Origin of the sequence: Serratia sp. JKS296, assembly GCF_900215445.1 — a bacterium.
In the GTDB taxonomy this organism is placed as follows: Bacteria; Pseudomonadota; Gammaproteobacteria; order Enterobacterales; family Enterobacteriaceae; genus Serratia; species Serratia marcescens.
This window is the reverse complement of sequence record NZ_OCMX01000001.1, coordinates 337630-363658: the sequence shown is the minus strand read 5'-3', so window position 1 is coordinate 363658 and position 26029 is coordinate 337630. Positions and strand designations below refer to the sequence as shown.

The following is a 26029-nucleotide window of genomic DNA, read 5'->3' as shown; positions in this document are numbered from 1 at the left end:
AACGGCTCATTTTCTGAGCCGTTTATTAAGTGAGAGCCAGCTACTCTATTACAGAATCGCTTTCTCTACAACGCGAACCAACGTCCAGGACTTGGTCTTGGACAGTGGGCGGCATTCGCGGATTTCCACCACGTCGCCGGTACCACATTCGTTGTTCTCGTCATGTACGTGCAGCTTGGTCGTACGTTTGATGAATTTCCCGTAGATCGGGTGCTTCACAGTACGCTCGATAGCAACAACGATGGATTTCTCCATTTTATCGCTAACAACACGACCCTGCAGGGTACGGATAACTTCAGTCATTTACACACCCGCCTTTTGAGTCAGTAAAGTCTTAACGCGTGCGACGTCACGACGCACTTGTTTCAACAGGTGAGTTTGTTGCAGCTGGCCACTGGCCGCCTGCATGCGCAAGTTGAATTGCTCACGCAGCAGGTTGAGCAGCTCGGCATTCAGCTCTTCAACGCTTTTTTCACGCAGCTCTTGTGCTTTCATTACATCACCGTCTTAGTTACAAAGGTGGTTTTGATCGGCAGTTTCGCTGCTGCCAGTTTGAATGCCTCGCGGGCAACCTCTTCTGGCACGCCGTCCATTTCGTACAGGACCTTACCAGGCTGGATCAGGGCAACCCAATACTCCACGTTACCCTTACCTTTACCCATACGCACTTCCAGCGGCTTCTCGGTGATCGGTTTGTCCGGGAATACACGGATCCAGATCTTGCCTTGACGCTTAACTGCACGAGTCATTGCACGACGAGCTGCTTCGATTTGACGAGCAGTCAGACGGCCACGGCCAACAGCTTTCAGACCGAAAGTGCCGAAGCTAACATCCGTACCTTGCGCCAGACCACGGTTGCGGCCCTTGTGCACCTTACGGAATTTTGTACGCTTTGGTTGTAACATCAGCGACTCTCCTTACTTGCGGCCTTTACGCTGCTGCTTTTTAGGTTGAGCAGCCGGTTCCGGTTGTTCAACTGCAGCCATACCACCCAGGATCTCACCTTTGAAGATCCATACCTTAACGCCGATTACACCATAAGTGGTGTGCGCTTCAGATGTGTTGTAGTCGATGTCCGCACGCAGAGTGTGCAATGGAACACGACCTTCGCGGTACCATTCGGTACGTGCGATTTCGGCGCCGCCAAGACGGCCGCTTACTTCAACTTTGATACCTTTAGCGCCAAGACGCATTGCGTTCTGTACTGCACGCTTCATAGCACGACGGAACATAACGCGACGTTCCAGCTGAGAAGTGATGCTGTCAGCAACCAATTTAGCGTCGAGTTCCGGTTTACGGACTTCGGCGATGTTGATCTGTGCAGGAACGCCAGCGATGTCCGCTACGACCTTGCGCAGTTTTTCGACGTCTTCACCTTTCTTGCCGATAACGATGCCTGGGCGAGCAGTGTGAATGGTCACACGGATGCTCTTCGCAGGACGCTCGATAACGATGCGAGAAACGGAAGCTTTCGACAGTTCCTTAGTCAGGAATTGACGAACTTTAAAGTCGCTGTCCAGGTTGTCAGCGAATTCTTTGGTATTCGCATACCAAGTAGAGTTCCAAGGTTTGACAATACCCAGGCGAATACCATTAGGATGTACTTTCTGACCCATTGCTAGTCTCCAGAGTCTCAGCGATCGGACACAACCACAGTAATGTGGCTGGTGCGCTTCAGGATGCGATCTGCACGACCTTTTGCACGCGGCATAATGCGCTTCATGCTTGGGCCTTCGTCTACGAAGATTTTCGTAACTTTCAGATCATCGATGTCAGCGCCATCGTTGTGTTCTGCGTTAGCAATGGCAGACTCCAGCACTTTCTTAACCAGACCAGCAGCTTTCTTGTTGGTGTAGGTCAGAGTTTCCAGAGCTTGCGACACTTTCTTACCGCGAATCAGGTCAGCAACAAGGCGAACCTTCTGAGCAGAAGAACGAGCGTGGCGATGTTTAGCGATAGTTTCCATCTCTTCCTCCTACCTTAGCGCTTTTTAGCTTTTTTATCAGCCGCATGGCCGCGATAAGTACGAGTCGGCGCGAATTCACCCAGTTTGTGACCGACCATTTCATCGGAAACGAACACTGGTACGTGCTGACGACCATTATGGACAGCGATGGTCAAACCGATCATGTTAGGAAAGATCGTTGAACGACGGGACCAAGTGCGCAAAGGCTTCTTGTCACCGCTTTCCACCGCTTTCTCTACCTTCTTCAGCAAGTGCAGGTCAATAAAAGGACCTTTCTTGAGAGAACGTGGCATGGCTTATCCTCTAATTATTTTTTGCTACGGCGACGTACGATGAACTTATCAGTACGCTTGTTGCTACGGGTCTTCTTACCTTTGGTCTGAACGCCCCACGGAGTTACCGGGTGCTTACCAAAGTTACGACCTTCACCACCACCGTGCGGGTGATCTACCGGGTTCATCGCCGTACCGCGAACGGTAGGACGAACACCACGCCAACGTGCAGCACCTGCTTTACCCAGAACGCGAAGCATGTGTTCAGCGTTACCGACTTCACCCAGGGTGGCGCGGCAATCAGCTGGAACTTTACGCATTTCGCCGGAGCGCAGACGCAGAGTTACGTAGGAACCATCACGAGCAACGATCTGAACGTAGGCACCAGCGGAGCGAGCCATCTGGCCGCCTTTACCTGGTTTCATTTCTACGTTGTGAACCGTTGAACCAACTGGAATGTTGCGCATCGGCAGGGTGTTACCCGCTTTGATTGCAGCATCAACGCCAGATTGAATCTGGTCACCAGCTTTCAGGCCTTTCGGCGCCAGGATGTAACGGCGTTCGCCGTCTTTGTACAGAACCAGCGCGATGTTCGCGGAACGGTTCGGATCGTACTCCAGACGCTCAACCACAGCAGGGATACCGTCTTTGTTGCGCTTGAAGTCAACCAGACGATAATGTTGCTTGTGGCCACCACCGATATGACGGGTGGTGATACGGCCATTGTTGTTACGACCACCGCTTTTGCTCAGTTTTTCCAGCAGCGGGGCATAAGGTTTACCCTTGTGCAGCTCAGGGTTAACCACTTTAACAACGTGGCGACGACCCGGAGATGTAGGTTTACATTTAACAATTGCCATTGTTCTTACTCCTCCGACTTACTCTGCGCCGCCGATGAAGTCCAGATTCTGGCCTTCTTTCAGGGTGACGTAAGCTTTTTTCCAGTCGCTACGACGACCAACACGCTGACCGTGACGCTTCACTTTCCCTTTAACTACCAGGGTGTTCACGTCTTTGACTTCGACTTCAAACAGTTTCTGCACTGCAGCTTTGATTTCTGCTTTGGTCGCGTCTTTGGCAACTTTGAGAACGATGGTGTTGCTTTTTTCCATCGCAGCGGATGCTTTTTCAGATACGTGCGGTGCACGCAGCACTTTCAGCAAACGTTCTTCACGGATCATGCCAGCATCTCCTCAACTTGCTTCACAGCATCAGCAGTCATAACCACTTTGTCGAAGGCGATCAGGCTAACCGGATCGATACCTGCTACATCGCGCACGTCAACCTTGTACAGGTTGCGAGCTGCCAGGAACAGATTCTCATCCAGTTCACCGGTCACGATCAGCACGTCTTCCAGAGCCATATCTTTCAGTTTCTGTGCCAGCAGCTTAGTTTTAGGCGCTTCTACAGAGAACTTCTCGACAACGATCAGACGATCTTGACGTACCAGTTCGGACAGGATGCTTTTCAGCGCGCCGCGGTACATCTTTTTGTTTACTTTCTGACTGTGGTCCTGTGGCTTAGCAGCAAAGGTCACGCCGCCTGAACGCCAGATCGGGCTCTTTACAGAACCTGAACGCGCACGGCCGGTGCCTTTCTGACGCCATGGCTTTTTGCCGGAACCAGTTACTTCAGCACGGGTCTTCTGAGCACGAGTACCTTGACGGGCACCTGCTGCATAAGCAACAACAACCTGGTGTACCAGCGCTTCGTTGAAATCACGACCGAAGGTAGTTTCGGAAACAGTCAGCGCGCTTTGCGCGTCTTTCAATACTAATTCCATTGCTATCCCCTTACGCCTTCACAGCTGGTTTAACGATCAGGTTGCCACCGGTTGCGCCCGGTACAGCACCCTTAACCAGCAGCAGGTTGCGCTCAGCGTCAACACGTACTACGTCCAGGCTTTGAACGGTTACGCGCTCATCACCCAGGTGGCCAGCCATTTTCTTGCCTTTGAACACTTTGCCCGGAGTCTGGTTCTGACCGATAGAACCCGGAACGCGGTGAGACAAGGAGTTACCGTGGGTAGCGTCTTGGGTACGGAAGTTCCAGCGCTTAACAGTGCCAGCAAAACCTTTACCTTTAGAAGTACCGGTAACATCGACTTTTTTAACGTCAGCGAAGATTTCTACGCTAATTTCCTGACCTGCAGCGAATTCTTGACCTTCTTCCAGGCGGAATTCCCACAGACCACGGCCAGCTTCAACGCCAGCTTTAGCGAAATGGCCCGCTTCCGGCTTGGTTACACGGTTAGCTTTTTTGCTACCAGTGGTAACCTGAACGGCACGGTAACCGTCGGTGTCCAGGCTTTTAACCTGAGTCACGCGGTTCGCTTCAATTTCAATTACGGTTACTGGGATAGAAACGCCATCTTCAGTGAAGATACGGGTCATACCCACTTTTTTACCGACTAAACCAATCATTGTTTCAACCTCTCAATCGCTCAATGACCTGATTAACCCAGGCTGATCTGCACGTCTACACCGGCAGCCAGATCCAGACGCATCAGAGCATCAACGGTTTTCTCGGTTGGCTCAACGATGTCAACCAGACGCTTGTGAGTGCGAATCTCGTACTGATCGCGCGCGTCTTTGTTAACGTGCGGAGAGATCAGAACGGTAAAGCGCTCTTTGCGAGTTGGCAGCGGGATCGGACCACGGACTTGCGCACCAGTGCGCTTTGCAGTCTCGACGATTTCCGCGGTTGATTGATCGATCAGACGATGATCAAACGCTTTCAGGCGGATACGGATTCTTTGGTTCTGCATGAGACCAGAGCTCCAATTATTTATAAACGTAAATAATTACTCCTCACACCCATTTCGATTGATGGGGGAGTGTAATCGTCAACATATAACCCCCATATCGGGAGTATTGTTCGAAAGGCAAAAAAGGCCTGCCAATCGACTGATTCGCTAAAATCAGGCTTACCAAGATTAGGTAAGCCCGCGCATTATACGCAAAATGGCCCAGGAAGCAAGTCGCAGTTGGAAATATGCTCAGGAAATCGTCATTTTTGCGCTTTCAGCGACGGTCACGGGATGAAGGCGGCGATCAAGGTATGAATTATGCTTGGCGGGCAGCTCCCCTGCCCCACCGTAAAAACGGTCACCGGCAGGAGAGGCGATGACGAACGGAAGGCAGGCTTACTCTTTGCGCTCTAAAATCTGGGCCTGGGCATAGTTTTGAATGCCGAGGCGAGCGATCAGATCCAGCTCGGTTTCCAGCCAGTCGATATGCTCTTCTTCATCGGCCAGAATGTCGATCATCAAATCACGGCTGACATAATCGTGAATCGAGTCGGCGTAGGCGATACCTTCGCGCAGGTTCTTGGCACCCGCCAATTCCAGCGCCAGATCGGAACGCAGCATCTCTTCAATGTCTTCGCCGATGTTCAGCTTGCCGAGGTCTTGCAGATTAGGTATTCCTTCCAGGAACAGGATGCGTTCAATGTAGCGATCGGCATGTTTCATTTCGTCGATCGACTCGTGGTATTCCTTATCGTTGAGGCGCATTAAACCCCAATTCTTGAACATGCGGGCGTGCAGGAAATATTGATTGATGGCAACCAGCTCGTTGCCGAGCAGTTTGTTGAGGTGAGCAATGATCTTTTTATCGCCTTTCATAGGTAACTCCTCCTGGCCAGTTCTAAAAGTGTAGAACCTGTAAGCCAAGAGTCAAAAATAACCTTACCCGTTGTTAGGCAACTTCATGCATTGGGATGATAGTTCCGCGTTCCTCCACCATAATCTGTCTTGCCTGACGAATGCACTTTCCACAATCGGTACCAATCGGCACAAGTTCACGCAGTTGCTTCATGGTATGGGGGTTGTGCTGACGCACCGCATTACGGATCGCTTTGTCAGTCACCGCATTACACAGACATACATACATAGAGAGACTCACTTCTTAACCAATGCACTGAGTCTAAATAGGAATGGTTTTTATTTCAATTAAGATTTGTACAAATTGCATAAAAAAAGGGCACCTAAGTGCCCTTTTTTGTGTCGAAAAATTATTCGCGATTAAGCGATAACTTTAGCAACAACACCAGCGCCTACAGTACGGCCGCCTTCACGGATTGCGAAACGCAGACCGTCGTCCATCGCGATTGGGTGAATCAGGGTTACAACCATGTTCACGTTGTCGCCTGGCATTACCATCTCTACGCCTTCTGGCAGTTCGATGGTACCGGTCACGTCAGTAGTACGGAAGTAGAACTGTGGACGGTAGCCTTTGAAGAATGGCGTGTGACGACCACCTTCATCTTTGCTCAGGATGTACACTTCAGATTCGAACTGGGTGTGCGGCTTGATGGAGCCTGGCTTAGCCAGTACCTGACCACGTTCGATTTCTTCACGTTTGATACCACGCAGCAGAACACCTACGTTCTCACCAGCACGGCCTTCGTCCAGCAGTTTGCGGAACATTTCAACGCCAGTACAGGTAGACTTAACGGTGTCTTTGATACCAACGATTTCAACTTCTTCGCCAACTTTGATGATACCGCGCTCAACACGACCGGTAACAACGGTACCACGACCGGAGATGGAGAATACGTCTTCGATTGGCAGCAGGAACGGCTTGTCGATAGCACGCTCTGGCTCTGGGATGTAGCTGTCCAGGGCTTCGGCCAGTTCGATGATTTTCGCTTCCCACTCAGCTTCGCCTTCCAGCGCTTTCAGCGCGGAACCGCGGATTACTGGCAGGTCGTCGCCTGGGAAGTCGTAAGCGGACAGCAGTTCGCGAACTTCCATTTCTACCAGTTCCAGCAGCTCTTCATCATCTACCATGTCGCATTTGTTCATGAATACGATGATGAAAGGAACGCCAACCTGACGACCCAGCAGGATGTGCTCACGAGTCTGAGGCATTGGGCCGTCAGTCGCAGCTACTACCAGGATCGCGCCGTCCATCTGAGCAGCACCGGTGATCATGTTTTTCACGTAGTCGGCGTGCCCTGGGCAGTCAACGTGCGCGTAGTGACGAGTCGGGGTGTCATATTCAACGTGAGAGGTGTTGATGGTGATACCACGAGCTTTTTCTTCTGGCGCGTTATCGATCTGGTCGAAAGCACGTGCAGAACCGCCGTAGGTTTTAGCCAGTACGGTGGTGATCGCTGCAGTCAGGGTAGTTTTACCGTGGTCAACGTGGCCGATAGTACCAACGTTAACGTGCGGTTTTGTACGTTCAAATTTTTCTTTAGACACGGCTATATTCCTTACTATAGCGCTCTCCCCTTCTGGAGAGAGCACGGGACTTTGGTTTTAACCCTGCGGCTTATTTGCCACGGGCTTCGATTACGGCCTGAGCGACGTTGTTCGGTGCATCATCATACTTCAGGAATTCCATGGTGTATGATGCGCGACCTTTAGTCAGAGAACGCAGCTGAGTTGCGTAGCCGAACATTTCGGACAACGGTACTTCAGCGTGGATCTTAACGCCAGTCACTTCAGATTCCTGACCGCGCAGCATGCCGCGACGACGGCTCAAGTCACCGATAACGTCACCGGTGTTCTCTTCTGGAGTCTCAACTTCAACCTTCATGATAGGCTCAAGCAGAACTGGTTTCGCTTTCTTAAAGCCTTCTTTAAAGGCGATAGACGCGGCCAGTTTAAACGCCAGTTCAGAGGAGTCAACGTCGTGGTAAGAACCGAAGTGCAGACGAATACCCATGTCTACTACCGGGTAACCAGCCAACGGACCAGACTTCAGCTGCTCCTGGATGCCTTTATCAACGGCAGGGATGTATTCGCCAGGAATTACACCACCTTTGATGTCGTTGATGAACTCGTAACCTTTCGGGTTAGAGCCCGGCTCCAGTGGGTACATGTCGATCACAACGTGACCGTACTGACCGCGACCACCAGACTGCTTGGCGTGCTTACCTTCAACATCGGTAATCTTCGCGCGAATCGCTTCGCGGTAAGCTACCTGAGGTTTGCCCACGTTAGCTTCAACGTTGAATTCACGCTTCATGCGGTCAACGATGATGTCGAGGTGCAGTTCACCCATACCGGCGATGATGGTCTGGTTAGACTCTTCGTCAGTCCATACGCGGAATGACGGGTCTTCTTTAGCCAGACGGCCCAGAGCCAGACCCATTTTTTCTTGGTCAGCTTTGGTTTTTGGTTCAACGGCGATAGAGATTACCGGCTCAGGGAATTCCATACGCTCCAGGATGATTGGAGAGTCTGGATCACACAGGGTGTCCCCGGTGGTCACGTCTTTCAGACCGATCGCAGCGGCGATGTCGCCTGCGCGAACTTCTTTGATCTCTTCACGCTTGTTGGCGTGCATCTGAACGATACGGCCGAAACGCTCGCGCGCAGCCTTAACGGAGTTCAGCACGGTGTCGCCGGAGTTAACAACGCCGGAGTACACGCGGAAGAAGGTCAGGTTACCCACGAACGGGTCGGTAGCGATTTTGAACGCCAGCGCAGAGAACGGCTCGTCATCACTTGCGTGACGCTCAGCCGGAGTGTCTTTGCCATCGTCCAGGATACCGTTGATCGCAGGAACGTCAGTTGGTGCCGGCAGGTATTCGATTACCGCATCCAGCATCGCCTGTACGCCTTTGTTCTTGAACGCAGAACCACAGGTAACCAGGATGATTTCGTTGTTCAGCACGCGCTGACGCAGAGCGGATTTGATTTCTTCCTCGGTCAGCTCTTCGCCGCCCAGGTATTTTTCCATCAGCTCTTCGGAAGCTTCCGCAGCGGACTCGATCAGGTTCTGGCGCCATTCTTCAGCCAGATCCATCATGTCAGCCGGCACGTCTTCGTATTCGAAGGTTACGCCTGCGTCTTCTTCGTTCCAGTTGATCGCCTTCATCTTCACCAGGTCGATAACGCCGGTGAATTTGTCTTCTGCGCCGATAGCCAGCTGCAGAGGAACAGGGTTGGCGCCCAGACGAGATTTGATCTGGCCAACAACTTTCAGGAAGTTAGCGCCCATGCGGTCCATTTTGTTAACGAACGCGATACGTGGCACTTTGTATTTGTTAGCCTGACGCCATACGGTCTCAGACTGTGGCTGAACACCACCAACAGCACAGTAAACCATTACCGCGCCATCCAGCACACGCATGGAACGTTCTACTTCGATGGTGAAGTCAACGTGCCCTGGGGTGTCGATGATGTTTACGCGATGCGGTTCGAACTGCTTGGCCATACCAGACCAGAAGGCAGTAGTCGCTGCAGAAGTGATGGTAATACCACGCTCCTGCTCCTGTTCCATCCAGTCCATGGTGGCAGCGCCGTCATGAACTTCACCGATTTTGTGGTTTACACCGGTGTAGAACAGAATACGTTCGGTAGTGGTGGTTTTACCGGCGTCGATGTGAGCACTGATACCGATGTTACGGTAGCGTGCAATGGGTGTTGTACGAGCCATTTGATTCCTCTATTCCTAGGGCGTTCAAGTTCAGTTAACCCAAGCGGGCCGATTTGACGCGCCCGCTTGGTTAGCATGACTACAGCCGGGTGATTACCAGCGGTAGTGGGCGAACGCCTTGTTGGCTTCGGCCATACGGTGAACGTCTTCACGCTTCTTAACAGCAGAACCTTTGTTCTCTGCTGCGTCAGACAGCTCGTTCGCCAGGCGCAGAGCCATGGATTTATCACCGCGTTTACGTGCAGCATCAACGATCCAACGCATTGCCAGAGCATTACGACGAACCGGGCGGACTTCAACTGGTACCTGATAAGTAGAACCGCCAACGCGACGCGACTTAACTTCTACAGTCGGGCGAACGTTGTCGAGAGCGACTTCGAAAGCTTCCAGGTGATCTTTACCAGAACGCTGAGCCAGGGTCTCCAGCGCGGTATAGACGATTGCTTCTGCAGTAGATTTTTTACCGTCTACCATCAGGATATTTACAAATTTGGCCAGCAGCTCAGATCCGAACTTAGGATCTGGCAGGATTTTACGTTGGCCGATTACGCGACGACGTGGCATGGAAATACTCCGTTGTTAATTCAGGATTGTCCAAAACTCTACGAGTTTATTTTGACATTAAAGTTAAAACGTTTGGCCTTACTTAACGGAGAACCATTAAGCCTTTGGCTTCTTCACGCCGTACTTGGAACGAGCTTGCTTACGGTCTTTAACACCGGAGCAGTCAAGTGCACCACGGACGGTGTGGTAACGCACACCTGGCAAGTCTTTTACACGACCGCCACGGATCAGGATTACGGAGTGTTCCTGCAGGTTGTGGCCTTCGCCACCGATGTAGGAAGTCACTTCGAAACCGTTGGTCAAACGCACACGGCAAACTTTACGCAGTGCGGAGTTTGGTTTTTTCGGGGTAGTGGTGTATACGCGGGTGCATACGCCACGTTTCTGCGGGCAGGCTTCCAGCGCTGGAACGTTGCTTTTAGCAGCCTTCACAGAGCGTGGTTTGCGAACCAGCTGGTTAATTGTTGCCATTAAAAAAGCTCCTGGTTTTTGCTTCGTACTAGCTTCGTAAACATGTGATAAATCCCCTCGTATGCACTATTGGCAAAGTACGAGGACGCAGAATTTTAGGGCTGACCAGTATGGGTGTCAAGAAATATACAACATCACTCTCATTACCAGGCCATTTGGCTGCGGTGTTGTTCGGTTAATTCAACGAAGTGATTATAGCCGACGACAGTGATTTTGTGCGAAAAATGACCAACCAATCCCCGAGCTTCCAGGTCGTCCTGCAACGCATAAAGGGATATGGGGGCGGCGAGCAGCAATTCAAGATGGGCGCTGCCGGCAAGGCCTGCAAGCACGCCGTCCTGCAACAGCAGCAGCGCGTCGCCCTCCGCCGTCAGGCGCAGCAGCGCAGGTAAGTCACATTGGTTTGGCGAATGGCTCAGGGTATACAGCATCAGAGGATCCTAAAACGTCATCACGGCGTCGTAGCCGGCAAGCTCGCGGCGCAGTTCGTCCGGCGCCAGTACTTCCGCATCCAGCACCCAATCGTTCACCTGGCTCAATCCGCGTTCCTGCAGTGAAGCCTGGCACAGATAGCACCGCTCCACGTCATACAGCGGCAGCACGCCGAAGGTGGCAATGTAATTGCGCGCCAAAACCTTTTCCGGTTGCTGGCCCGGCAACAGCTGCAATACGCCATCGCCGACAAAAAACACCCCCACATCTTCACTGAGCGCCGACGTGGCGAGCAGCGCATCCAGCCCTTCCCTGCCGCTGGCGCCGCCGTGCGGCCCATGGGTGAAAACAAAAGCGACTCGTTTCATCCTATCCTCAGAACTGTACCAGACGGTCGCAACTTAGCGACGCTTCGGCCAGGGAACCCAGCCCGCTCAGGGTAAAACCGGGCTGCAGGTTGGCGCTTGCCAGCCCCTGCTGCGCCGCCTCCCGCTCGTCGGTGACGCCGCGGCGCAACGCGGCGGCCACGCAGACGTTGAGCGCCACGCCGTGTTGCTGAGCCAGCTGCGCCCAACCGCGCACCAGGTCGAACTCATCGCTGGCGGGCGCGGTCAGCTGGTTGGCGTTCAACACCCCTTCACGGTAGAAAAAGACGCTGGAAAGCCGGTGCCCTTTCGCCAGCAGGGCCAGCGCGAACTGATAGGCGCTGCTGGCCTGCTGCGTGCCGTAAGCCGGGCCGGTGACCAACAGACAATAATCGAGCATCAACGGTCGCTTCCCAACAGATCGTCGCTCTTGAACTGGCGGATGTACAAATACACGGTGTGTTTGGAGATATTCAGGCGATCCGCCACCTGATTGATCGCATCCTTGATGTCGAAGATGCCTTTCTCATAGAGGTTGAGCACTACCTGGCGGTTCTTGGCATTATTGGATACCGAGCGATCGGCATTCACCTCTTCGATGGTGAACTCCAGCGTCTGCGCCACCAGATCGTCGACTGAAGACGCGAAATTCACCGACGACGGCACGTCCTGCGTGGCCGGCGGCATAAAGGTCTGCATGATCTGCGAGAACGGCACATCGAGGTTCATGTTGATGCACAACAAACCGATTACCCGCTGTTCGCGATTGCGAATGGCGATGGTCACCGACTTCATCAGCACGCCGCTCTTGGCACGGGTGAAGTAGGCTTTCGACACGCTGCTGTCGTCGCCGGCCATGTCGTGCAGCATGCGCAGCGCCAGGTCGGTGATCGGCGAACCGATTTTACGCCCGGTATGTTCCCCGTTGGCGATGCGCACCGCTGAGCTGTTCAGATCTTCCAGCGCGTGCAATACGATCTCGCAGTGGCCGCCGATCAACATCGCCAGCCCATCGACCACCGCTTCATAGGATTTCAGGATTTCATGATCCGTTTGAGTAAACGGACGTTCATTCAGCAAATCAAGTTCGCTGGCTTCGCTGGATAAAAGCGAATTCGACATCGAAGATACCACCCTCATAGATCGCCTGTGCCAGGGGGCGCAGCTAAAACCGCTCGGACCGGATCGCTGCCGTCGTCGGCACGCCGCAGCGCGGCTGGCTGAGAGCAGCATAAACGGCACGATGACATCCGCGGGCGAGGCGGCCGGGAACAATTTTAGGTACACGCCCTAAGGGGCAGACGCATGACTGATAAGTCAGAATTATTAGTCTAGCAAAGCGGCCGGAGCAAAGTCCTTGCGTTTGCGCGTGGTATTGACGTTAAGCCCGATGCCCGGCAGGCGTCAAGCGTTCAATGGAGAGAGAGGCGGCGGCGGCCGAAATGAAAACCGCCGCGGAGGGCATCCGCGGCGGTGGCAAACAGAGCGACGAGATTATTTCGCTTTGGCGTCTGCTTTCGCGTCAGCCGGTTTTTCGGCTTTAGCGTCGGCTTTCGGCGCCGCTTTCACGTCCAGCAGCTCAACGTCGAACACCAGCGTGGAGTTAGCCGGGATGCCCGGAACGCCGGTTTTGCCGTAGGCCAATGCCGGCGGGATCACCAGCTTGATTTTGCCGCCTTTCTTGATGTGCTTCAGGCCTTCGGTCCAGCCAGGGATCACGCCGTCCAGACGGAACGACAGCGGCTCGCCGCGGGTGTAGGAGTTATCGAACTCGGTACCGTCGGTCAGGGTGCCCTTGTAGTTTACTACCACGGTGTCGCTGTCTTTCGGCGCTTCACCCGCGCCCGGTTTCTCTACCTGGTACAGCAGGCCGGATTCAGTTTTCTTCACGCCCTTTTCTTTAGCGAAGCTGTCGCGGTACTTGGCGCCTTTGGTTTCGTTGTCCTTGGCGTCCTGTTCCATCTTCGCCTGAGCGGAAGCCTTCACGCGCGCTTCGAAGCCCTGCAGGGTCTTCTCGATGTCGGCGTCATTCAGCTTGCTCTTGTTGGCGAACGCGTCCTGAACGCCGGCGATCAGCTGATCTTTGTCCAGCTTGATGCCCAGCTTCTCTTGCTCTTTCAGAGAGTTGTCCATGTAACGGCCGAGAGACGCACCCAGTGCGTAAGCGGCTTGCTCGTCGTCGTTTTTGAACTTGCCGGTGCTCGGTGCTGCCGCCGCGTCCGCTGGTTTAGCGGCTTCTGCCGGTTTGGCGGCATCGGCTGCCATGACCTGGGTCGCATTCAGAGCAAAAGCCATGGTGGTTGCCAGAAGCGTGACTTTAAACAAAGATTTCATCCATTTCTCCAGTGTCTGAAGCAATGCCCCAAACAATCATTAGGTAAGATAACCGGGCTACTATAGCTGCCTGAAACAAAACAAAACAGTCGCACAGGTAACCAATCGAGTCAAAGTGTGACTCCCGCTTTGCCAAGAAGTTTCCCCCTGCGTGCTACTCGCATGATAAATCAGATTTTTCTTGCAGAATATTCGGCGAGGTTAGCAAAAAACGGCGTATCGGGCGTGCAACTTTTCAGCACTTTACACTGCCGATCGCAACGTTGCGCGCCGCCTGGAGAAATAGCGCGAGCAAACCCGGCGTCAGCTGTTACCATAGCGCCGAATCAGGATTTTATCGCGTCAGAGGTAGCCTCATGCACAACGCCGACATTCAACGCCTGCTACAACGGCTTGAAGAACTGGAGAGCCGTCAGGCCTTCCAAGAGCTCACCATCGAAGAGCTCAACCAGACCGTCATCCAGCATCAAATGGAAATGCTGAAGATGCGCGAACACCTGCGCATGTTGACCGACAAGCTGCGCTCGACCCAAACCTCAATGATCGCCTCGCAATCGGAAGAAACCCCTCCGCCGCACTATTGAGGGCCCGCTGTACGGTTATTTCAGGCGTGCCAGCCCTTCGACGGCACGCTCGAGATACCGGCGCGGGCACCCCAGGTTGATGCGGATAAAACCGCTCCCCTGCGGGCCGAAACCGCTACCCATCGACGGCGCCAGCTTCGCCACCGCCACCAGCGCCTGCTGTAAGTCAGCATCGTTCAAACCCAGTGCACGGCAATCCAGCCAGGCGAGATAGGTCCCTTCAGCCTGGGTCATCGAGCACCAGGGCGCGGCGGCCGCCAGCGCCCGCTCAAACCAACGCCGATTCTCCGCCAGGTAGCCGAGCAGCTCATCAAGCCAGGCAGCGCCCCGTTGATAGGCCGCGGTCGCCGCCGTCATCGACAGCGCGTTGAATACATCCAGCCCGTGGGCGTTCAGCCGATCGACAAACCCCTGCCGCAGCCGGGCGTTGGGGATCAGGAAATTCGAAATGCGCAGCGAGGAAAGGCCGAAGGTTTTGCTGGCGGACGTCGCCGCAATCGCTCGCTCGCGATATTTCTCGTCCAGGTGCAACACCGACGTAAACGTCTCGCCGGGCAGCAGCAGATCGGCCCAAATTTCATCGGAGATCACCGTGACGTCGTGGGCATGGCAAAGCGCCATGAGCCGCTCCAGTTCATCGCGGCGCCAGCAACGGCCTGTCGGATTGTGCGGATTGCACAGCAACAACAGCGGCGGTTTACGCTGCGCCAGACAGGCAGCCAGCTGGTCGAAATCGATCCGATATCCCTGCGGAGTTTCCAACAGAGGATTCTCAAGCACCTCTCGGCCGTTCATGGTGACTATCTTGGCGAACGAGCCATAATAGGGCCCCTGCACCACCACGCCGTCCCCCGGCTTGCTGAGCAGTTGGATCAGCATCGCCAATCCGGGCACCACCCCTTCAATCGACGTAAACCACTCGCGCCGCAGCGGCAAGTCGTGCCGCTTGGCGAACCAGTCGATCGCCGCCTGATAGTAGGCGTCGTCGCGTTCGCTGTAGCCAAAGACGCCGTGCTCCACCCGCTGATGCAGCGCCTGTTGCACCTCTGGCGGACATGGAAAATCGAAATCGGACACCCACATCGGCAACAGTTCGCTGCCATCCAGTTGCAGATAGCGGTCGATGAAGTCCCACTTCACGGAGCTGGTGTTGTGGCGATCGATGATGGCGTTGAAATGACTCGTCATGTCAGGCTTCCTTACGCTGCAAGTCGTTCTGAGGTTGAAGTTTGGCGATACCGAAGCCGGTGAACCCATAAATCAGGGCGAACACCACCGCGGCATAACATTGGATCGCCCACGGCAGCAGATCGAGCGTGCTGACTCCCAGCGTGGTCGCCATGTAAATACCGGCGGCCGTCCACGGGATCAGCGGCTCGATAACGGTGCCCGCATCTTCGACGGTGCGCGACAGGTTTTTGTTGTCCAGCCCCATGCGTCGATAGGCGCCTTTGAACAGCTCCGCCGGGATCAGCAGCGCCAGCTTGCCGTCACTGGTCGCGCCGGTCACCAGGATGGTGGTGGCAACGGTAGCGGCGATCAGTTGACCGGTGGTGTGCACCACTTTCAGCAGCCGGCTGATGATCACCGTCAGCGCGCCGGTCAGCGTCAAGGCGCCGGCGAAGGAAAAGGCGCAGAACACCAGCAGGATCGTACTCATCATCGAGAACATGCCGCCGCGGTTCAGCAGGCGCGGCACATCGGCGACAATCCCTTCGACGTTATGGCCCTGGCTGGCGAACATCGACAGATTGAAACCGTCCATCAACGCATTCAGCCCCTGTTGCAGGCTAAAACCCTGCAGCGCGACGCCGATGGCGATCGCCAGCGCGCAGGCGGCCAGCATGACGGGGATCACCGGCCGTTTGGTCACCGCGCCCCACAGCACCAGCACCGGCGGCAGGATCAACAGCAGATTGAAATGGTACAACCCCTCAAGCGCGCTGACGATTTCGGTCACTTTTTCCGGCGTTGCCACGCTGCCCACCGCGCCGGTGTGGCCGGCGATCAGGTACACCACGGCGGCCAGGATGAAGCTCGGCAGCGTCGTGTACATCAGATGCTGGATATGGCTGTAGAGATCGGTATCCGCGACGATAGCCGCGAAGTTCGTCGAATCGGACAACGGCGAAATTTTGTCGCCGAAGTAGGCGCCGGACACCACTGCCCCGGCCGCGGCGGCCAGCGGCACGTCCAGACCGGCGGCCACGCCCATCAGCGCCACGCCCACGGTGCCGGCCGCCCCCCACGAGGTGCCGGTGCACACCGAGATCACGCTGGTGATGAAGAACGCGGCGATCAGAATGTATTGCGGGCTAATCAGCTTCAGCCCCCAATACACCATGTAAGGGATTGTGCCGCTGATCATCCAGGTGCCGATCAGGCCGCCCACGCAGATCAGGATCATGATCACCGGCATCGCCTTAGCCAGCTTGGCCACGATGGCCTCGATGATGTCATCCCAGCGGTAGCCTTGCCACCAGGCCAACGCGGCAGCGATGGCGGCGGAAACCAGCAACAGCGGTTCAATGCGCAGGCCAAACTGGCCATAGCCGATGATGAGCAGCAACAGCATGGCCACAATCGGCAGCGTCGCCAGCCCAAGGTTGAGCGTTTTCTTATTATCCATATACGGCTCCTGTTGAAGAGGGGGTACTGCAACAGCGTAATGGCTTCGGTAATCGGAGGATGTGAGCGCAGGCCACTGGCCATGTAATCGGTTTCATGAGATGGCGTTATGTGAACCGCCTCTCATTCGCCGCGCTTGCTTTGCTCAGGCCTCTCACCATCGGCGACGGAGTCCCGCAGGATAAGTTCAGCCGAAAAGCGGTTGTTCTGCGGCGCGACGTCGCTGCCGCTGTGGATTTGTAGCGCCAGACGCGCGGCACGTCGGGCCATTTTCTCTATGGGGTAATGCACGGTGGTCAACGCGGGGTGGAGGTATTTCGCCAGGGCAATGTCGTCAAAACCGACGATCGACAGCGCTTCAGGCAACGGAACTTGCCGTTGGTGGCAGGTGCGCATCATGCCGGCGGCCATCACGTCGTTGAACGTCACTGCGGCGGTGAAGCGTTGGTCGCTGGCCAGCACGCGCTCGGCCGCCAGTTCGCCCCCTCTTTCATTAAAGGGCACGCTGATGATCCAGCTGCCGGGCACCTCAATGCCGCCGGCGGCCATGGCCTGGCGGTAACCCGCTAACCGCTGCGCGCGGTCGTCGATCGGCAGATCCGTCGTCACGCAGGCGATTCTCCGATGCCCCTGACGAATGAGCAGCTTGGTCGCCGCCTGCGCCGCCTTGGCATTGTCGAGCCAAATACAACGATTGGCGATGGCCGGCAGGTAGCGATTGATCAGCACCAGCGCGGGCGTGTGGGCGGCGTAGCGCAGCAGCTCCTCTTCTCCCATGCGCGTGACGTGCGCCACAATGGCTTCGCATCCCTGATTGATGAGAAAGTCGAGGCCGCTTTTTTCCAGTTCGGCCTGATGCCCGCCGCTGCACAACATCAAACGCACGCCGGCCTGCCGCGTGATGTCTTCCACGCCCCGCGCCAGGCGTGAGAAAAACGGATCGTCGAGGTTGCCGGTCAGCAACCCCAGCATATTGCCGCTTCTTTTCGCCAGCGCCAGCGCGGCGGCGTTGCGGTGGTAGTTAAACTCGCGCATCGCTTTCTCGACGCGTTCGCGGGTCACCGGTTCAACGTAGGCGGTATTATTGATCACCCGGCTGACGGTGGCCGTGGAAACGCCGGCGCGGCGCGCAACGTCTTTCATGGTGGCCATGGCATGTCCTGTTGTGCCGTTCGGCGCCTGGTGCGCCGCGCATAAAAAAGGGCAGCCAATGGCCGCCCTCTTGTCTCGGGATTGCGTTCTGCTTAGTGGCAGCCGCAACCGCCGTTACCGCAACCGCCTTTACCGTGGTCGTGACCATGGTCGTGATCGTGGCTGTGGCCATGACCGCCGCAGCAGCCTTCACCGTGCTCGTGGTGATGGTCGTGCTCGCCGTGTACGTGACCGTGCGCCAGCTCTTCTGCGGTCGCTTCGCGGATCGCGACAACTTCCACGTTGAAGTTCAGGTTTTGGCCGGCCAGCATGTGGTTGCCGTCAACCACCACGTGGTCACCGTCAACTTCGGTGATTTCAACCGGTACCGGGCCCTGATCGGTGTCAGCCAGGAAACGCATGCCGACCTGCAGTTCGTCAACGCCCATGAAGACGTCTTTCGGTACGCGCTGCACCAGGTTTTCGTCGTAGTTGCCGTACGCGTCGTTCGCGCCGACGTGAACGTCAAAACGATCGCCAACGTCGTGGCCTTCGAGCGCTTTTTCCAGACCTGCGATCAGAGAACCATGCCCGTGCAGATAGTCCAGCGGTGCGCTCACCGGAGACTCATCAACCAAAACACCGTCTTCTGTACGTACTTGGTAAGCCAGGCTGACCACCAAGTCTTTTGCTACTTTCATGATATCTCCTACCGTTGGCTACTAGGACGCGCACCGTTATCGGGATGCGCGCCTTTTCCGGACAGATTGTAACGGAAATCTGCCTCGCTGTACCCTCCGGGATAAAAAAACGCTACTTCGGCTGGAAAATGCCGATCACCTGCTCTTGCGGGCGAACGTGTTTTTCCACCTGTTGTTCGGTCTGGCGCTGATGGTGGCCGCACTTGACGCACTCCACCACTTCCACCTGATCCTCCCGCCATACCGCCAACGTATCCATAGCGCTACAGCTCGGGCACACCGCCCCGGCGATAAATCTCTTACGTGTTGCAGACATCGTTATGCTCCCGCTTATTCGTATTCGTCCCAGCCGTCGAACTGGCGACTTTCTTTTTGCATTTCGCGATGGAACAGCTCTTCCAGCTCGCGCCGCGCCTCTTTCACGCGGGAAATTTGCGCCACGTCGCCCTGATGCGGCGGCATCAGTTCACGCAGCATGCGCATATCCAAGCGGCGGAAATGCTGCTGGGCGCGGAAGGCCTGATGCGGGTGCATGCCCAACTCCATCAACGCCTTGCGCCCCAGTTCCAGCGCGCTGGAGAAGGTTTCGCGGCTGAACTGTTTCACGCCCGCCTGCAGCAGCTCATGCGCCTCCACGCGGCCGCGTGCCCGCGCCAGAATGCTCAGATTCGGGAAGTGCTGTTGGCACAACCGCACGATCTCCATGGTGTCTTCCGGCTCATTGCAGGTGATCACGATCGACTTGGCCTTTTCGGCGCCCGCCGCGCGCAACAGCTCCAGCTCGGTGGCGTCGCCGTAATAAACCTGATATCCGTAACGCCGCAGCACCCCGACGGCGCTGACATCGCGTTCCAGTACGGTAATGCGCATTTTGTTGGCCATCAACAGGCGGCCGATCACCTGGCCGAAACGCCCGAAGCCAACGATGATCACCTGCGGATCGTCGTCCTCTACGTACGGCGTCTCCTCGTCTTCGCCTTTGGCGTTGTAGCGGCGCGCCAAAATGCGGTCGATGGCCTGCATGAGTAGCGGCGTGGTCATCATCGACAGCGTCACCACCACCAGCAGCAAAGAGAGTTGATCCGGCTGCAGCACCTTTTGCGCGCCCGCCGCAGAAAACAGCACGAAGGCAAACTCACCGCCCTGGCTGAGCACGCCGGCAAACTGCAGGCGCACCGAACTACGCAGGCCGAACAGCCGCGACACCCCGTAGAGCACGCCGGATTTCACCGCCACCAGCGCCAGTACGCCGATCAACACCTCGGCCAGATGGGTGTAGAGCACGCCGATATTCAACACCATGCCCACCGAGATAAAGAACAGCCCCAGCAGCAGCCCTTTAAACGGCTCGATGGAGATCTCCAGTTCGTGGCGGTATTCGCTCTCCGCCAGCAGCACGCCGGCAATGAAGGTGCCGAGCGCCATCGACAGGCCAAGCGTCTCCATAAACAGCGCCGAGCCGAGCACCAGCAACAGCGCCGCGGCAGTGAAGATCTCGCGCACGCCGGAAGCGGCGATATAGCGGAACAGCGGCCGCAGCAGGAAGCGGCCGCCGATCAGCATGCCGCCGAACGCCGCCACCTTGAGCGCGATCTTCGCCCAGTCGTCGCTGGTGCCGCCAGCGCCGGCCAGAATGGGGATCAACGCCAGCGCCGGGATCACCGCCATATCCTGGAACAGCAGCACCGAGAAACCCAGCTGTCCGCCTTCGTTGCGGTTCATGCCCTTTTCGCGCATCAGCTGCAGCGCCATGGCGGTGGAAGACATCGCCAGGCCGATACCGCCGATCACCGCCGCCTGCCAGGCGAAGTGCGTCAGGTACAGCAGCGCGCCCAGCACCGCCGCGGTGATCAACACCTGGCCGGCGCCGGCGCCGAAAATCGAGCGCCGCAGCTCCCACAGCTTGCTGGGATTCAGCTCCAGGCCGATGATGAACATCAGGAACACCACGCCCAACTCGGAGAAGTGCAGGATCTCGTCGACGTCGCGAATGAAGCCCAACCCCCACGGGCCGATGGCGATGCCGGCGATCAGATAGCCCAGCACCGCGCCAATCCCCAGACGACGAGCGATCGGCACCGTCATCACCGCGGCGAACAGGAACAGCAAAATGGCGGTCAGTAAGGTCGATCCTTCCATGATCACCGCCCTCCATGCGGCAGCGGGTGGCTCAGCCACTCCCCGTAGGCGTCTGCGTGGCTGCGCAGCACCTCCGGCTTTTGCCGCCGCGCCCAATAGACCACGAACGGCGTCAACCAGTGCATATGGCACATCCCGGCGGTCAGCTCGAACGGCCGCAGGATATCTTCCATCGGATAGTGGTTATAACCGCCGGTGCGGTAGGCGCCTTCCGGCTCGCCGGTGGTGATCACCGAGCGCCAGTATTTGCCCGCCAGCGCATTGCCGCCCACGCCGCTGGCGAAGCCGCGCGCCAGCACGCGATCCAGCCACTCCTTCAGCAGCGCCGGGCAGCTGTAGGTGTACAGAGGGTGCTGAAACACGATGACCTGATGCTCACGCAGCAGCTGTTGTTCGTGATGAATATCGATAAAAAAATCAGGATAGTGCGCGTAGAGATCGTGCACGGTGACATGTTCCAACTGCTGCGCCGGTCGAAGCAAAACCCGGTTCGCCACCGAGTCATGAGATTCCGGATGGGCATACAGCAGCAAGACCTTGGGCGGCTGCGACATCATTCCCCTCCAAAGCGTCGTCAGGGTAGCGGTTTTCCGTTACCATGCATCGCAAAGACAAAAACAGCGCGCGGTGCGCGTTCTGTTACCTTAATGATAATTTAACATACTCTGAACATACGGCGCTTTATGATTGTATTCTCCTCGCTACAAATCCGACGCGGCATCCGCGTCCTGCTGGACAACGCCACGGCGACGGTTAATCCAGGTCAGAAGGTCGGCCTGGTGGGCAAAAACGGCTGTGGCAAATCCACGCTGTTGTCACTGCTGAAGGGCGAGATCGCGGCGGACGGCGGCAGCTTCACCTTCCCCGGCAACTGGGCGCTGGCCTGGGTCAACCAGGAGACGCCGGCGCTGGACGTGCCGGCGATCGAGTATGTTATCGACGGCGACCGCGAGTTTCGCCAGCTTGAAGCCGAGTTGCAGGCGGCCAACGATCGCAACGACGGCCACGCCATCGCCACCCTGCACGGCAAGCTGGACGCCATCGACGCCTGGACCATCCGCTCCCGCGCCGCCAGCCTGCTGCACGGTCTCGGCTTCTCCAACGAACAGCTGCAAAGCCCGGTGCGCGACTTTTCCGGCGGCTGGCGCATGCGTCTTAACCTGGCGCAGGCGCTGGTGTGCCGTTCCGACCTCCTGCTGCTCGACGAACCAACCAACCACCTGGATCTCGATGCGGTGATCTGGCTGGAGCGCTGGCTGAAAAACTATCCCGGCACGCTGGTGCTGATCTCGCACGATCGCGACTTCCTCGATCCGATTGTCGACAAAATCCTGCATATCGAACAGCAGACCCTGAACGAATACACCGGCAACTACTCGTCGTTCGAACGCCAGCGCGCCACCAAATTGGCGCAGCAACAGTCGCTTTATCAGCATCAGCAAGAAAAAGTGGCGCACCTGCAAAGCTATATCGACCGTTTCCGCGCGCAGGCCACCAAGGCCAAGCAGGCGCAGAGCCGCATCAAGATGCTGGAGCGCATGGAGCTGATCGCCCCGGCGCACGTCGACAACCCGTTCACCTTCAGCTTCCGTCCGCCGGAAAGCCTGCCGAACCCGCTGCTGCGCATGGAAAAAGTCAGCGCCGGATATGGCGATAAAGTGATCCTGAAATCAATCAAGCTGAACCTGGTGCCCGGCTCGCGCATTGGCCTGCTCGGCCGCAACGGCGCCGGGAAATCGACGCTGATCAAACTGCTGGCCGGCACCCTTGAGCCGCTGAGCGGCGAGATAGGTCTGGCGAAAGGCATCAAGCTGGGTTACTTCGCCCAGCACCAGCTGGAATTCCTGCGCGCCGACGAATCGCCGTTGCAGCACCTAAGCCGCATCGCCCCACGGGTGCTTGAGCAGCAGCTGCGGGATTACCTGGGCGGTTTCGGCTTCCAGGGCGACAAGGTCAGCGAAGTGACCGAACGTTTCTCCGGCGGCGAGAAGGCGCGGCTGGTGCTGGCGCTGATCGTCTGGCAGCGCCCTAACCTGCTGCTGCTCGATGAACCGACCAACCACCTGGATCTCGACATGCGTCAGGCGCTGACCGAGGCGCTGATCGATTTCGAAGGCGCGTTGGTGGTGGTATCGCACGACCGTCACCTGCTGCGTTCCACTACCGACGATCTGTACCTGGTACACGACGGTCAGGTCGAGCCTTTCGAGGGCGATCTCGACGACTACCAGCAGTGGCTTGTCGACCTGCAGCGCCAGGAAAGCCAGCAGGACGCACCGGAAAAAGAGAGCGGCGGCAACAGCGCGCAGGCGCGCAAGGATCAAAAACGCCGCGAGGCGGAGTTCCGTACGCAAACCCAACCGCTGCGCAAGCAGATCGCCAAGCTGGAACAGCAGATGGAAAAACTGGGCGCCGAGCTGGCGGCGGTGGAAGAGCAGTTGGCGGATCCCGCGCTGTACGACATCAGCCGCAAGGCCGAACTGACCGACTGCCTGCAAAAGCAAAGCCAGGCCAAATCCGCGCTGGAAGAGACGGAAATGACCTGGCTGGATGCGCAGGAACAGCTGGAGCAGTTAACGCAGGCGTTCGACGCCTAAGCCTCAGGCTTTGTAAAAAGGCCTATCCCCCAGAATGGTCGCGCGGTGCATGATGCGCCGCTGCGGCAGATAATCCGCGTTGGCGTAGTGCTGCGTCACGCGGTTATCCCAGATCGCCACGTCATTTTCCTGCCATCGCCAGCGCACCTGAAACTCCGGTTTGGTGATGTGAGCAAACAGGAAGTTCAGCAAAGCGTCGCTCTCCTTCGGCGCCAGATCGACGATCCGCGTGGTGAACCCTTCATTGACGAACAGCGCCTGCCGGCCGCTGACCGGATGGGTACGCACCACCGGATGCAGCAGCGGCGGGTTTTTCTGCACCGCCAGTTGCCAGCGCTGATGCTCCTCTTCACTGCCGCGATGCTTGTGCTCCGGGAACGACTTGGTGAAGTCATGCTCCGCGCGCAGCCCCGCGAGCAGCGTTCTGAACGGCGCCGACAGCGCCTCATAGGCGGCGATGCCGCTGGCCCACAGCGTATCGCCGCCGGTGGCAGGCAGCGTCTTGGCCGCCAGGATCGCTCCCAGCGGCGGGTTCTCGATAAAGGTCACGTCGGTGTGCCAGTTGTCGTTGTCCGGCGGGTTGTCGTCGTGGGTATCGAGCACGATGATCTCTTCCACGTCGGTGGCGTGCGGATAGACCGGATGGATGTGCAGATCGCCGAAGCGGCCGGCCAGATCGCGCTGCTGCAGCGGCGTGATCGGCTGGTTGCGGAAGAACAGCACCTGATGCTTGAGCAGCGCATGATAAAGCTGTTCAAACTGGCCGTCGCCCAGCGGCCGGGCCAACTCGACGTTTTCCACCAGCGCCCCGATGTAAGGCCCCAGCGGGGTGATATTCAGACGTTCGTTCATTGCTGTACTCCATGCCACGGGGTCAGTCGGCGCTGCAGGGCGCGCAGCCCCAGCTCCAACCCAAATGCAATCACCGCAATCACGCCGATGCCGGCCAACACTACGTCGGTCGCCAAAAACTCACCGGCGGATTGCACCATAAATCCCAGGCCGCGCGTGGCGGCGATCAGTTCAGCGGCCACCAGCGTCGACCAGCCGACGCCCAGCCCGATGCGGATGCCGGTCAGGATCTCCGGCAGCGCGCTCGGCAGCACCACGAAGCGCAGCACCTGCCAGCGCGTGGCGCCCAACGCGCGGGCGGCGCGCACCCGCACCTGCGCCACGCTGCGCACGCCGGCCACGGCGGACAGCGTCACCGGCGCGAAGATCGCCAGATAAATCAGCAAGATTTTCGAGGTCTCGCCGATGCCGAACCAAATCACCATCAGCGGCAAATAGGCCAGCGGCGGCACCGGGCGATAGATCTCAATCAGCGGATCGAGGATGCCGCGCACCGTGTCGTTCAGTCCCATGGCGATGCCCACCGGAATGCCGACAATCACCGCCGCCAGCAGCGCCACCAAAATGCGCCCCAGGCTGGCCGCCAGATGCTGCCATAGCGTGGCATCCATAAAGCCTTGCGGGCTGGCAATGGTGATCAGTTGGTGCAGCACCTGCTGCGGCGCCGGCAAAAATAGCGGGCTGATCAGCTGCAGCGCCGTCACGCCCCACCACACCGCCAGCACCGTCAACAGCGTGGCGCCGCTCAACCAAACGTTGCGCGGCACGCTGAAACGGCGCGCCGCTTTGCCCTGCGGCTGAGCCGCGGCCTTCATAGTGGAATGCAGGCTCATAGCAAGGCCTCGCGCTGTTGGAAAACTTTGCCCAGCACGTATTCGCGCTGCGCGATAAATTCAGGATCGGACTTGATGGCGCGGCAGGCTTCGCCGTCGGCATAGCGCTGGCCGAAGTTCAGCGACAGCCGCTCCACCACCTGCCCCGGCCCCGGCGACAGCAGCAACAGCTCGCTGGCGAGGAACACCGCCTCTTCGATATCGTGGGTGATCAGCAGTACCTGCTTGCCGGTATCACGCCAGATGGTCAGCAGCAGCTCCTGCATTTGCTCGCGCGTGAACGCGTCCAGCGCGCCGAATGGCTCATCCAGCAACAGCAGACGCGGATCGGCGGCCAGGGCGCGGGCAATGCCGACGCGTTGGCGCATGCCGCCGGAAAGCTGCCAGATGAAGTGCTGTTCATAGCCCGCCAGCCCCACGCGCTGCAGCATCTGCTCCGCCACCTGGCGGCGCTGCGCCTTGCCGATGCCGGCCAGTTGCAGGCCGAACTCGACGTTGTCCACCACGTTGCGCCACGGCAGTAAGCCCTCATGCTGGAACACCACGCCCCGTTCGGCCCCCGGGCCGTGAACGGGCGTTCCATCCAGCGTGATGCTGCCAGCTGAAGGCTCGATAAACCCGGCGATCAAATTCAGCAGCGTGGTCTTGCCGCAGCCCGATGGGCCGAGCACCACCACCAGTTGCCCGGCGGCGATCTGGAACGACACGTCACGCAGCGCGGGCCGCCCCTGATACTCTGCTGAAAGATGATTGACGTTTAGCATCC

34 protein-coding genes are annotated in these 26029 nt (G+C 57.3%); 2 read left to right on the top strand and 32 right to left on the bottom strand.

Annotated elements, in window-relative coordinates:
- Positions 1–48 precede the first annotated feature (48 nt).
- From rpsQ to fkpA, 22 genes are all read right to left on the bottom strand, one after another.
- Complete coding sequence (gene rpsQ / locus CRO23_RS01735; RefSeq protein ID WP_004929760.1) at positions 49–303, bottom strand: 30S ribosomal protein S17; 255 nt, start codon at positions 301–303, stop codon at positions 49–51.
- The gene (rpmC, locus tag CRO23_RS01730) at positions 304–495 is read right to left on the bottom strand and encodes a 50S ribosomal protein L29 (protein WP_004929762.1); all 192 of its coding nucleotides are present in this window, start codon (positions 493–495) and stop codon (positions 304–306) included.
- Positions 495–905, bottom strand: coding sequence for a 50S ribosomal protein L16 (rplP, locus tag CRO23_RS01725; protein WP_004929764.1), 411 nt, complete (start codon positions 903–905; stop codon positions 495–497). The genes rpmC and rplP overlap by 1 nt, the downstream gene beginning before the upstream one ends.
- 12 nt (positions 906–917) lie before the next feature.
- The gene (rpsC, locus tag CRO23_RS01720) at positions 918–1616 is read right to left on the bottom strand and encodes a 30S ribosomal protein S3 (RefSeq protein ID WP_004929766.1); all 699 of its coding nucleotides are present in this window, start codon (positions 1614–1616) and stop codon (positions 918–920) included.
- A gap of 17 nt (positions 1617–1633) precedes the next feature.
- Positions 1634–1966, bottom strand: a complete 333-nt coding sequence (rplV, locus tag CRO23_RS01715) for a 50S ribosomal protein L22 (protein WP_002223844.1) — start codon at positions 1964–1966, stop codon at positions 1634–1636.
- 14 nt (positions 1967–1980) lie between these two features.
- The gene (rpsS, locus tag CRO23_RS01710) at positions 1981–2259 is read right to left on the bottom strand and encodes a 30S ribosomal protein S19 (protein WP_004929772.1); all 279 of its coding nucleotides are present in this window, start codon (positions 2257–2259) and stop codon (positions 1981–1983) included.
- Between the two features lie 14 nt (positions 2260–2273).
- Positions 2274–3098 (bottom strand): 50S ribosomal protein L2, encoded by an 825-nt coding sequence (gene rplB / locus CRO23_RS01705; protein WP_004929775.1) that lies wholly within the window; start codon positions 3096–3098, stop codon positions 2274–2276.
- Positions 3099–3116: 18 nt separating this feature from the next.
- Complete coding sequence (gene rplW, locus CRO23_RS01700; protein WP_004929776.1) at positions 3117–3419, bottom strand: 50S ribosomal protein L23; 303 nt, start codon at positions 3417–3419, stop codon at positions 3117–3119.
- Positions 3416–4021, bottom strand: coding sequence for a 50S ribosomal protein L4 (rplD, locus tag CRO23_RS01695; protein WP_004929779.1), 606 nt, complete (start codon positions 4019–4021; stop codon positions 3416–3418). Before rplD ends, rplW begins: the two co-directional genes overlap by 4 nt.
- Before the next feature lie 10 nt (positions 4022–4031).
- Positions 4032–4661, bottom strand: a complete 630-nt coding sequence (rplC, locus tag CRO23_RS01690; protein ID WP_015379265.1) for a 50S ribosomal protein L3 — start codon at positions 4659–4661, stop codon at positions 4032–4034.
- A 32-nt stretch (positions 4662–4693) separates the two neighbouring features.
- Positions 4694–5005, bottom strand: a complete 312-nt coding sequence (rpsJ, locus tag CRO23_RS01685; protein WP_001181005.1) for a 30S ribosomal protein S10 — start codon at positions 5003–5005, stop codon at positions 4694–4696.
- 378 nt (positions 5006–5383) lie between these two features.
- Positions 5384–5863 carry a bacterioferritin gene (bfr, locus tag CRO23_RS01680; RefSeq protein ID WP_004929784.1) on the bottom strand — a complete coding sequence of 160 codons (480 nt, stop codon included), beginning with the start codon at positions 5861–5863 and terminating at the stop codon, positions 5384–5386.
- Positions 5864–5936: 73 nt separating this feature from the next.
- Positions 5937–6131 carry a bacterioferritin-associated ferredoxin gene (gene bfd / locus CRO23_RS01675; RefSeq protein WP_015379266.1) on the bottom strand — a complete coding sequence of 65 codons (195 nt, stop codon included), beginning with the start codon at positions 6129–6131 and terminating at the stop codon, positions 5937–5939.
- A 131-nt stretch (positions 6132–6262) separates the two neighbouring features.
- The gene (gene tuf / locus CRO23_RS01670) at positions 6263–7447 is read right to left on the bottom strand and encodes an elongation factor Tu (RefSeq protein WP_015376315.1); all 1185 of its coding nucleotides are present in this window, start codon (positions 7445–7447) and stop codon (positions 6263–6265) included.
- 70 nt (positions 7448–7517) lie between these two features.
- Complete coding sequence (fusA, locus tag CRO23_RS01665; RefSeq protein ID WP_028127620.1) at positions 7518–9632, bottom strand: elongation factor G; 2115 nt, start codon at positions 9630–9632, stop codon at positions 7518–7520.
- 93 nt (positions 9633–9725) lie between these two features.
- Entirely contained in the window at positions 9726–10196 is a 471-nt protein-coding gene (gene rpsG / locus CRO23_RS01660) for a 30S ribosomal protein S7 (RefSeq protein ID WP_004956203.1), read from the bottom strand.
- Between the two features lie 96 nt (positions 10197–10292).
- A complete protein-coding gene (gene rpsL / locus CRO23_RS01655; protein WP_004930426.1) occupies positions 10293–10667 on the bottom strand; it encodes a 30S ribosomal protein S12 in 375 nt (124 codons plus the stop codon).
- Between the two features lie 143 nt (positions 10668–10810).
- Entirely contained in the window at positions 10811–11098 is a 288-nt protein-coding gene (gene tusB, locus CRO23_RS01650; protein WP_019456119.1) for a sulfurtransferase complex subunit TusB, read from the bottom strand.
- A 9-nt stretch (positions 11099–11107) separates the two neighbouring features.
- Positions 11108–11467 (bottom strand): sulfurtransferase complex subunit TusC, encoded by a 360-nt coding sequence (gene tusC / locus CRO23_RS01645; protein WP_097101290.1) that lies wholly within the window; start codon positions 11465–11467, stop codon positions 11108–11110.
- 7 nt (positions 11468–11474) lie between these two features.
- Positions 11475–11864 (bottom strand): sulfurtransferase complex subunit TusD, encoded by a 390-nt coding sequence (tusD, locus tag CRO23_RS01640; protein WP_016930329.1) that lies wholly within the window; start codon positions 11862–11864, stop codon positions 11475–11477.
- Entirely contained in the window at positions 11864–12586 is a 723-nt protein-coding gene (locus tag CRO23_RS01635; protein WP_176519311.1) for a helix-turn-helix transcriptional regulator, read from the bottom strand. The genes tusD and CRO23_RS01635 overlap by 1 nt, the downstream gene beginning before the upstream one ends.
- 372 nt (positions 12587–12958) lie before the next feature.
- Complete coding sequence (gene fkpA, locus CRO23_RS01630; RefSeq protein ID WP_016930330.1) at positions 12959–13798, bottom strand: FKBP-type peptidyl-prolyl cis-trans isomerase; 840 nt, start codon at positions 13796–13798, stop codon at positions 12959–12961.
- Between the two features lie 356 nt (positions 13799–14154).
- On the opposite strand from fkpA, the gene CRO23_RS01625 reads away from it, so the two are divergent.
- Positions 14155–14382: a SlyX family protein gene (locus tag CRO23_RS01625; RefSeq protein WP_004930414.1), complete on the top strand. Its 228-nt coding sequence runs from the start codon at positions 14155–14157 to the stop codon at positions 14380–14382.
- Between the two features lie 15 nt (positions 14383–14397).
- Here CRO23_RS01625 and CRO23_RS01620 read toward each other — a convergent pair whose 3' ends face one another.
- The 7 genes from CRO23_RS01620 to kefG form a co-directional block, all read right to left on the bottom strand.
- Positions 14398–15570, bottom strand: a complete 1173-nt coding sequence (locus CRO23_RS01620; RefSeq protein WP_049300702.1) for a MalY/PatB family protein — start codon at positions 15568–15570, stop codon at positions 14398–14400.
- Position 15571: 1 nt separating this feature from the next.
- On the bottom strand, positions 15572–17011 hold the full coding sequence (gene nhaC / locus CRO23_RS01615; RefSeq protein ID WP_016930332.1) for a Na+/H+ antiporter NhaC: 1440 nt from the start codon (positions 17009–17011) through the stop codon (positions 15572–15574).
- A 122-nt stretch (positions 17012–17133) separates the two neighbouring features.
- The gene (locus CRO23_RS01610) at positions 17134–18162 is read right to left on the bottom strand and encodes a LacI family DNA-binding transcriptional regulator (protein ID WP_016930333.1); all 1029 of its coding nucleotides are present in this window, start codon (positions 18160–18162) and stop codon (positions 17134–17136) included.
- A gap of 92 nt (positions 18163–18254) precedes the next feature.
- Positions 18255–18842 (bottom strand): peptidylprolyl isomerase, encoded by a 588-nt coding sequence (gene slyD / locus CRO23_RS01605; protein WP_004930407.1) that lies wholly within the window; start codon positions 18840–18842, stop codon positions 18255–18257.
- Between the two features lie 112 nt (positions 18843–18954).
- The gene (locus CRO23_RS01600) at positions 18955–19158 is read right to left on the bottom strand and encodes a YheV family putative zinc ribbon protein (RefSeq protein WP_015379274.1); all 204 of its coding nucleotides are present in this window, start codon (positions 19156–19158) and stop codon (positions 18955–18957) included.
- A 14-nt stretch (positions 19159–19172) separates the two neighbouring features.
- A complete protein-coding gene (kefB, locus tag CRO23_RS01595) occupies positions 19173–20981 on the bottom strand; it encodes a glutathione-regulated potassium-efflux system protein KefB (protein WP_097101288.1) in 1809 nt (602 codons plus the stop codon).
- A gap of 2 nt (positions 20982–20983) precedes the next feature.
- Positions 20984–21535: a glutathione-regulated potassium-efflux system ancillary protein KefG gene (kefG, locus tag CRO23_RS01590; RefSeq protein ID WP_028127618.1), complete on the bottom strand. Its 552-nt coding sequence runs from the start codon at positions 21533–21535 to the stop codon at positions 20984–20986.
- Positions 21536–21664: 129 nt separating this feature from the next.
- On the opposite strand from kefG, the gene CRO23_RS01585 reads away from it, so the two are divergent.
- Entirely contained in the window at positions 21665–23578 is a 1914-nt protein-coding gene (locus CRO23_RS01585) for an ABC transporter ATP-binding protein (RefSeq protein ID WP_016930336.1), read from the top strand.
- A 3-nt stretch (positions 23579–23581) separates the two neighbouring features.
- Here CRO23_RS01585 and tauD read toward each other — a convergent pair whose 3' ends face one another.
- The 3 genes from tauD to tauB are packed head-to-tail and all read right to left on the bottom strand — an operon-like array spanning position 23582 to position 26027.
- The gene (gene tauD, locus CRO23_RS01580; protein ID WP_016930337.1) at positions 23582–24430 is read right to left on the bottom strand and encodes a taurine dioxygenase; all 849 of its coding nucleotides are present in this window, start codon (positions 24428–24430) and stop codon (positions 23582–23584) included.
- Entirely contained in the window at positions 24427–25263 is an 837-nt protein-coding gene (tauC, locus tag CRO23_RS01575) for a taurine ABC transporter permease TauC (protein WP_028128297.1), read from the bottom strand. Before tauC ends, tauD begins: the two co-directional genes overlap by 4 nt.
- A complete protein-coding gene (tauB, locus tag CRO23_RS01570; RefSeq protein WP_004930385.1) occupies positions 25260–26027 on the bottom strand; it encodes a taurine ABC transporter ATP-binding subunit in 768 nt (255 codons plus the stop codon). The genes tauC and tauB overlap by 4 nt, the downstream gene beginning before the upstream one ends.
- Positions 26028–26029: the final 2 nt, after the last annotated feature.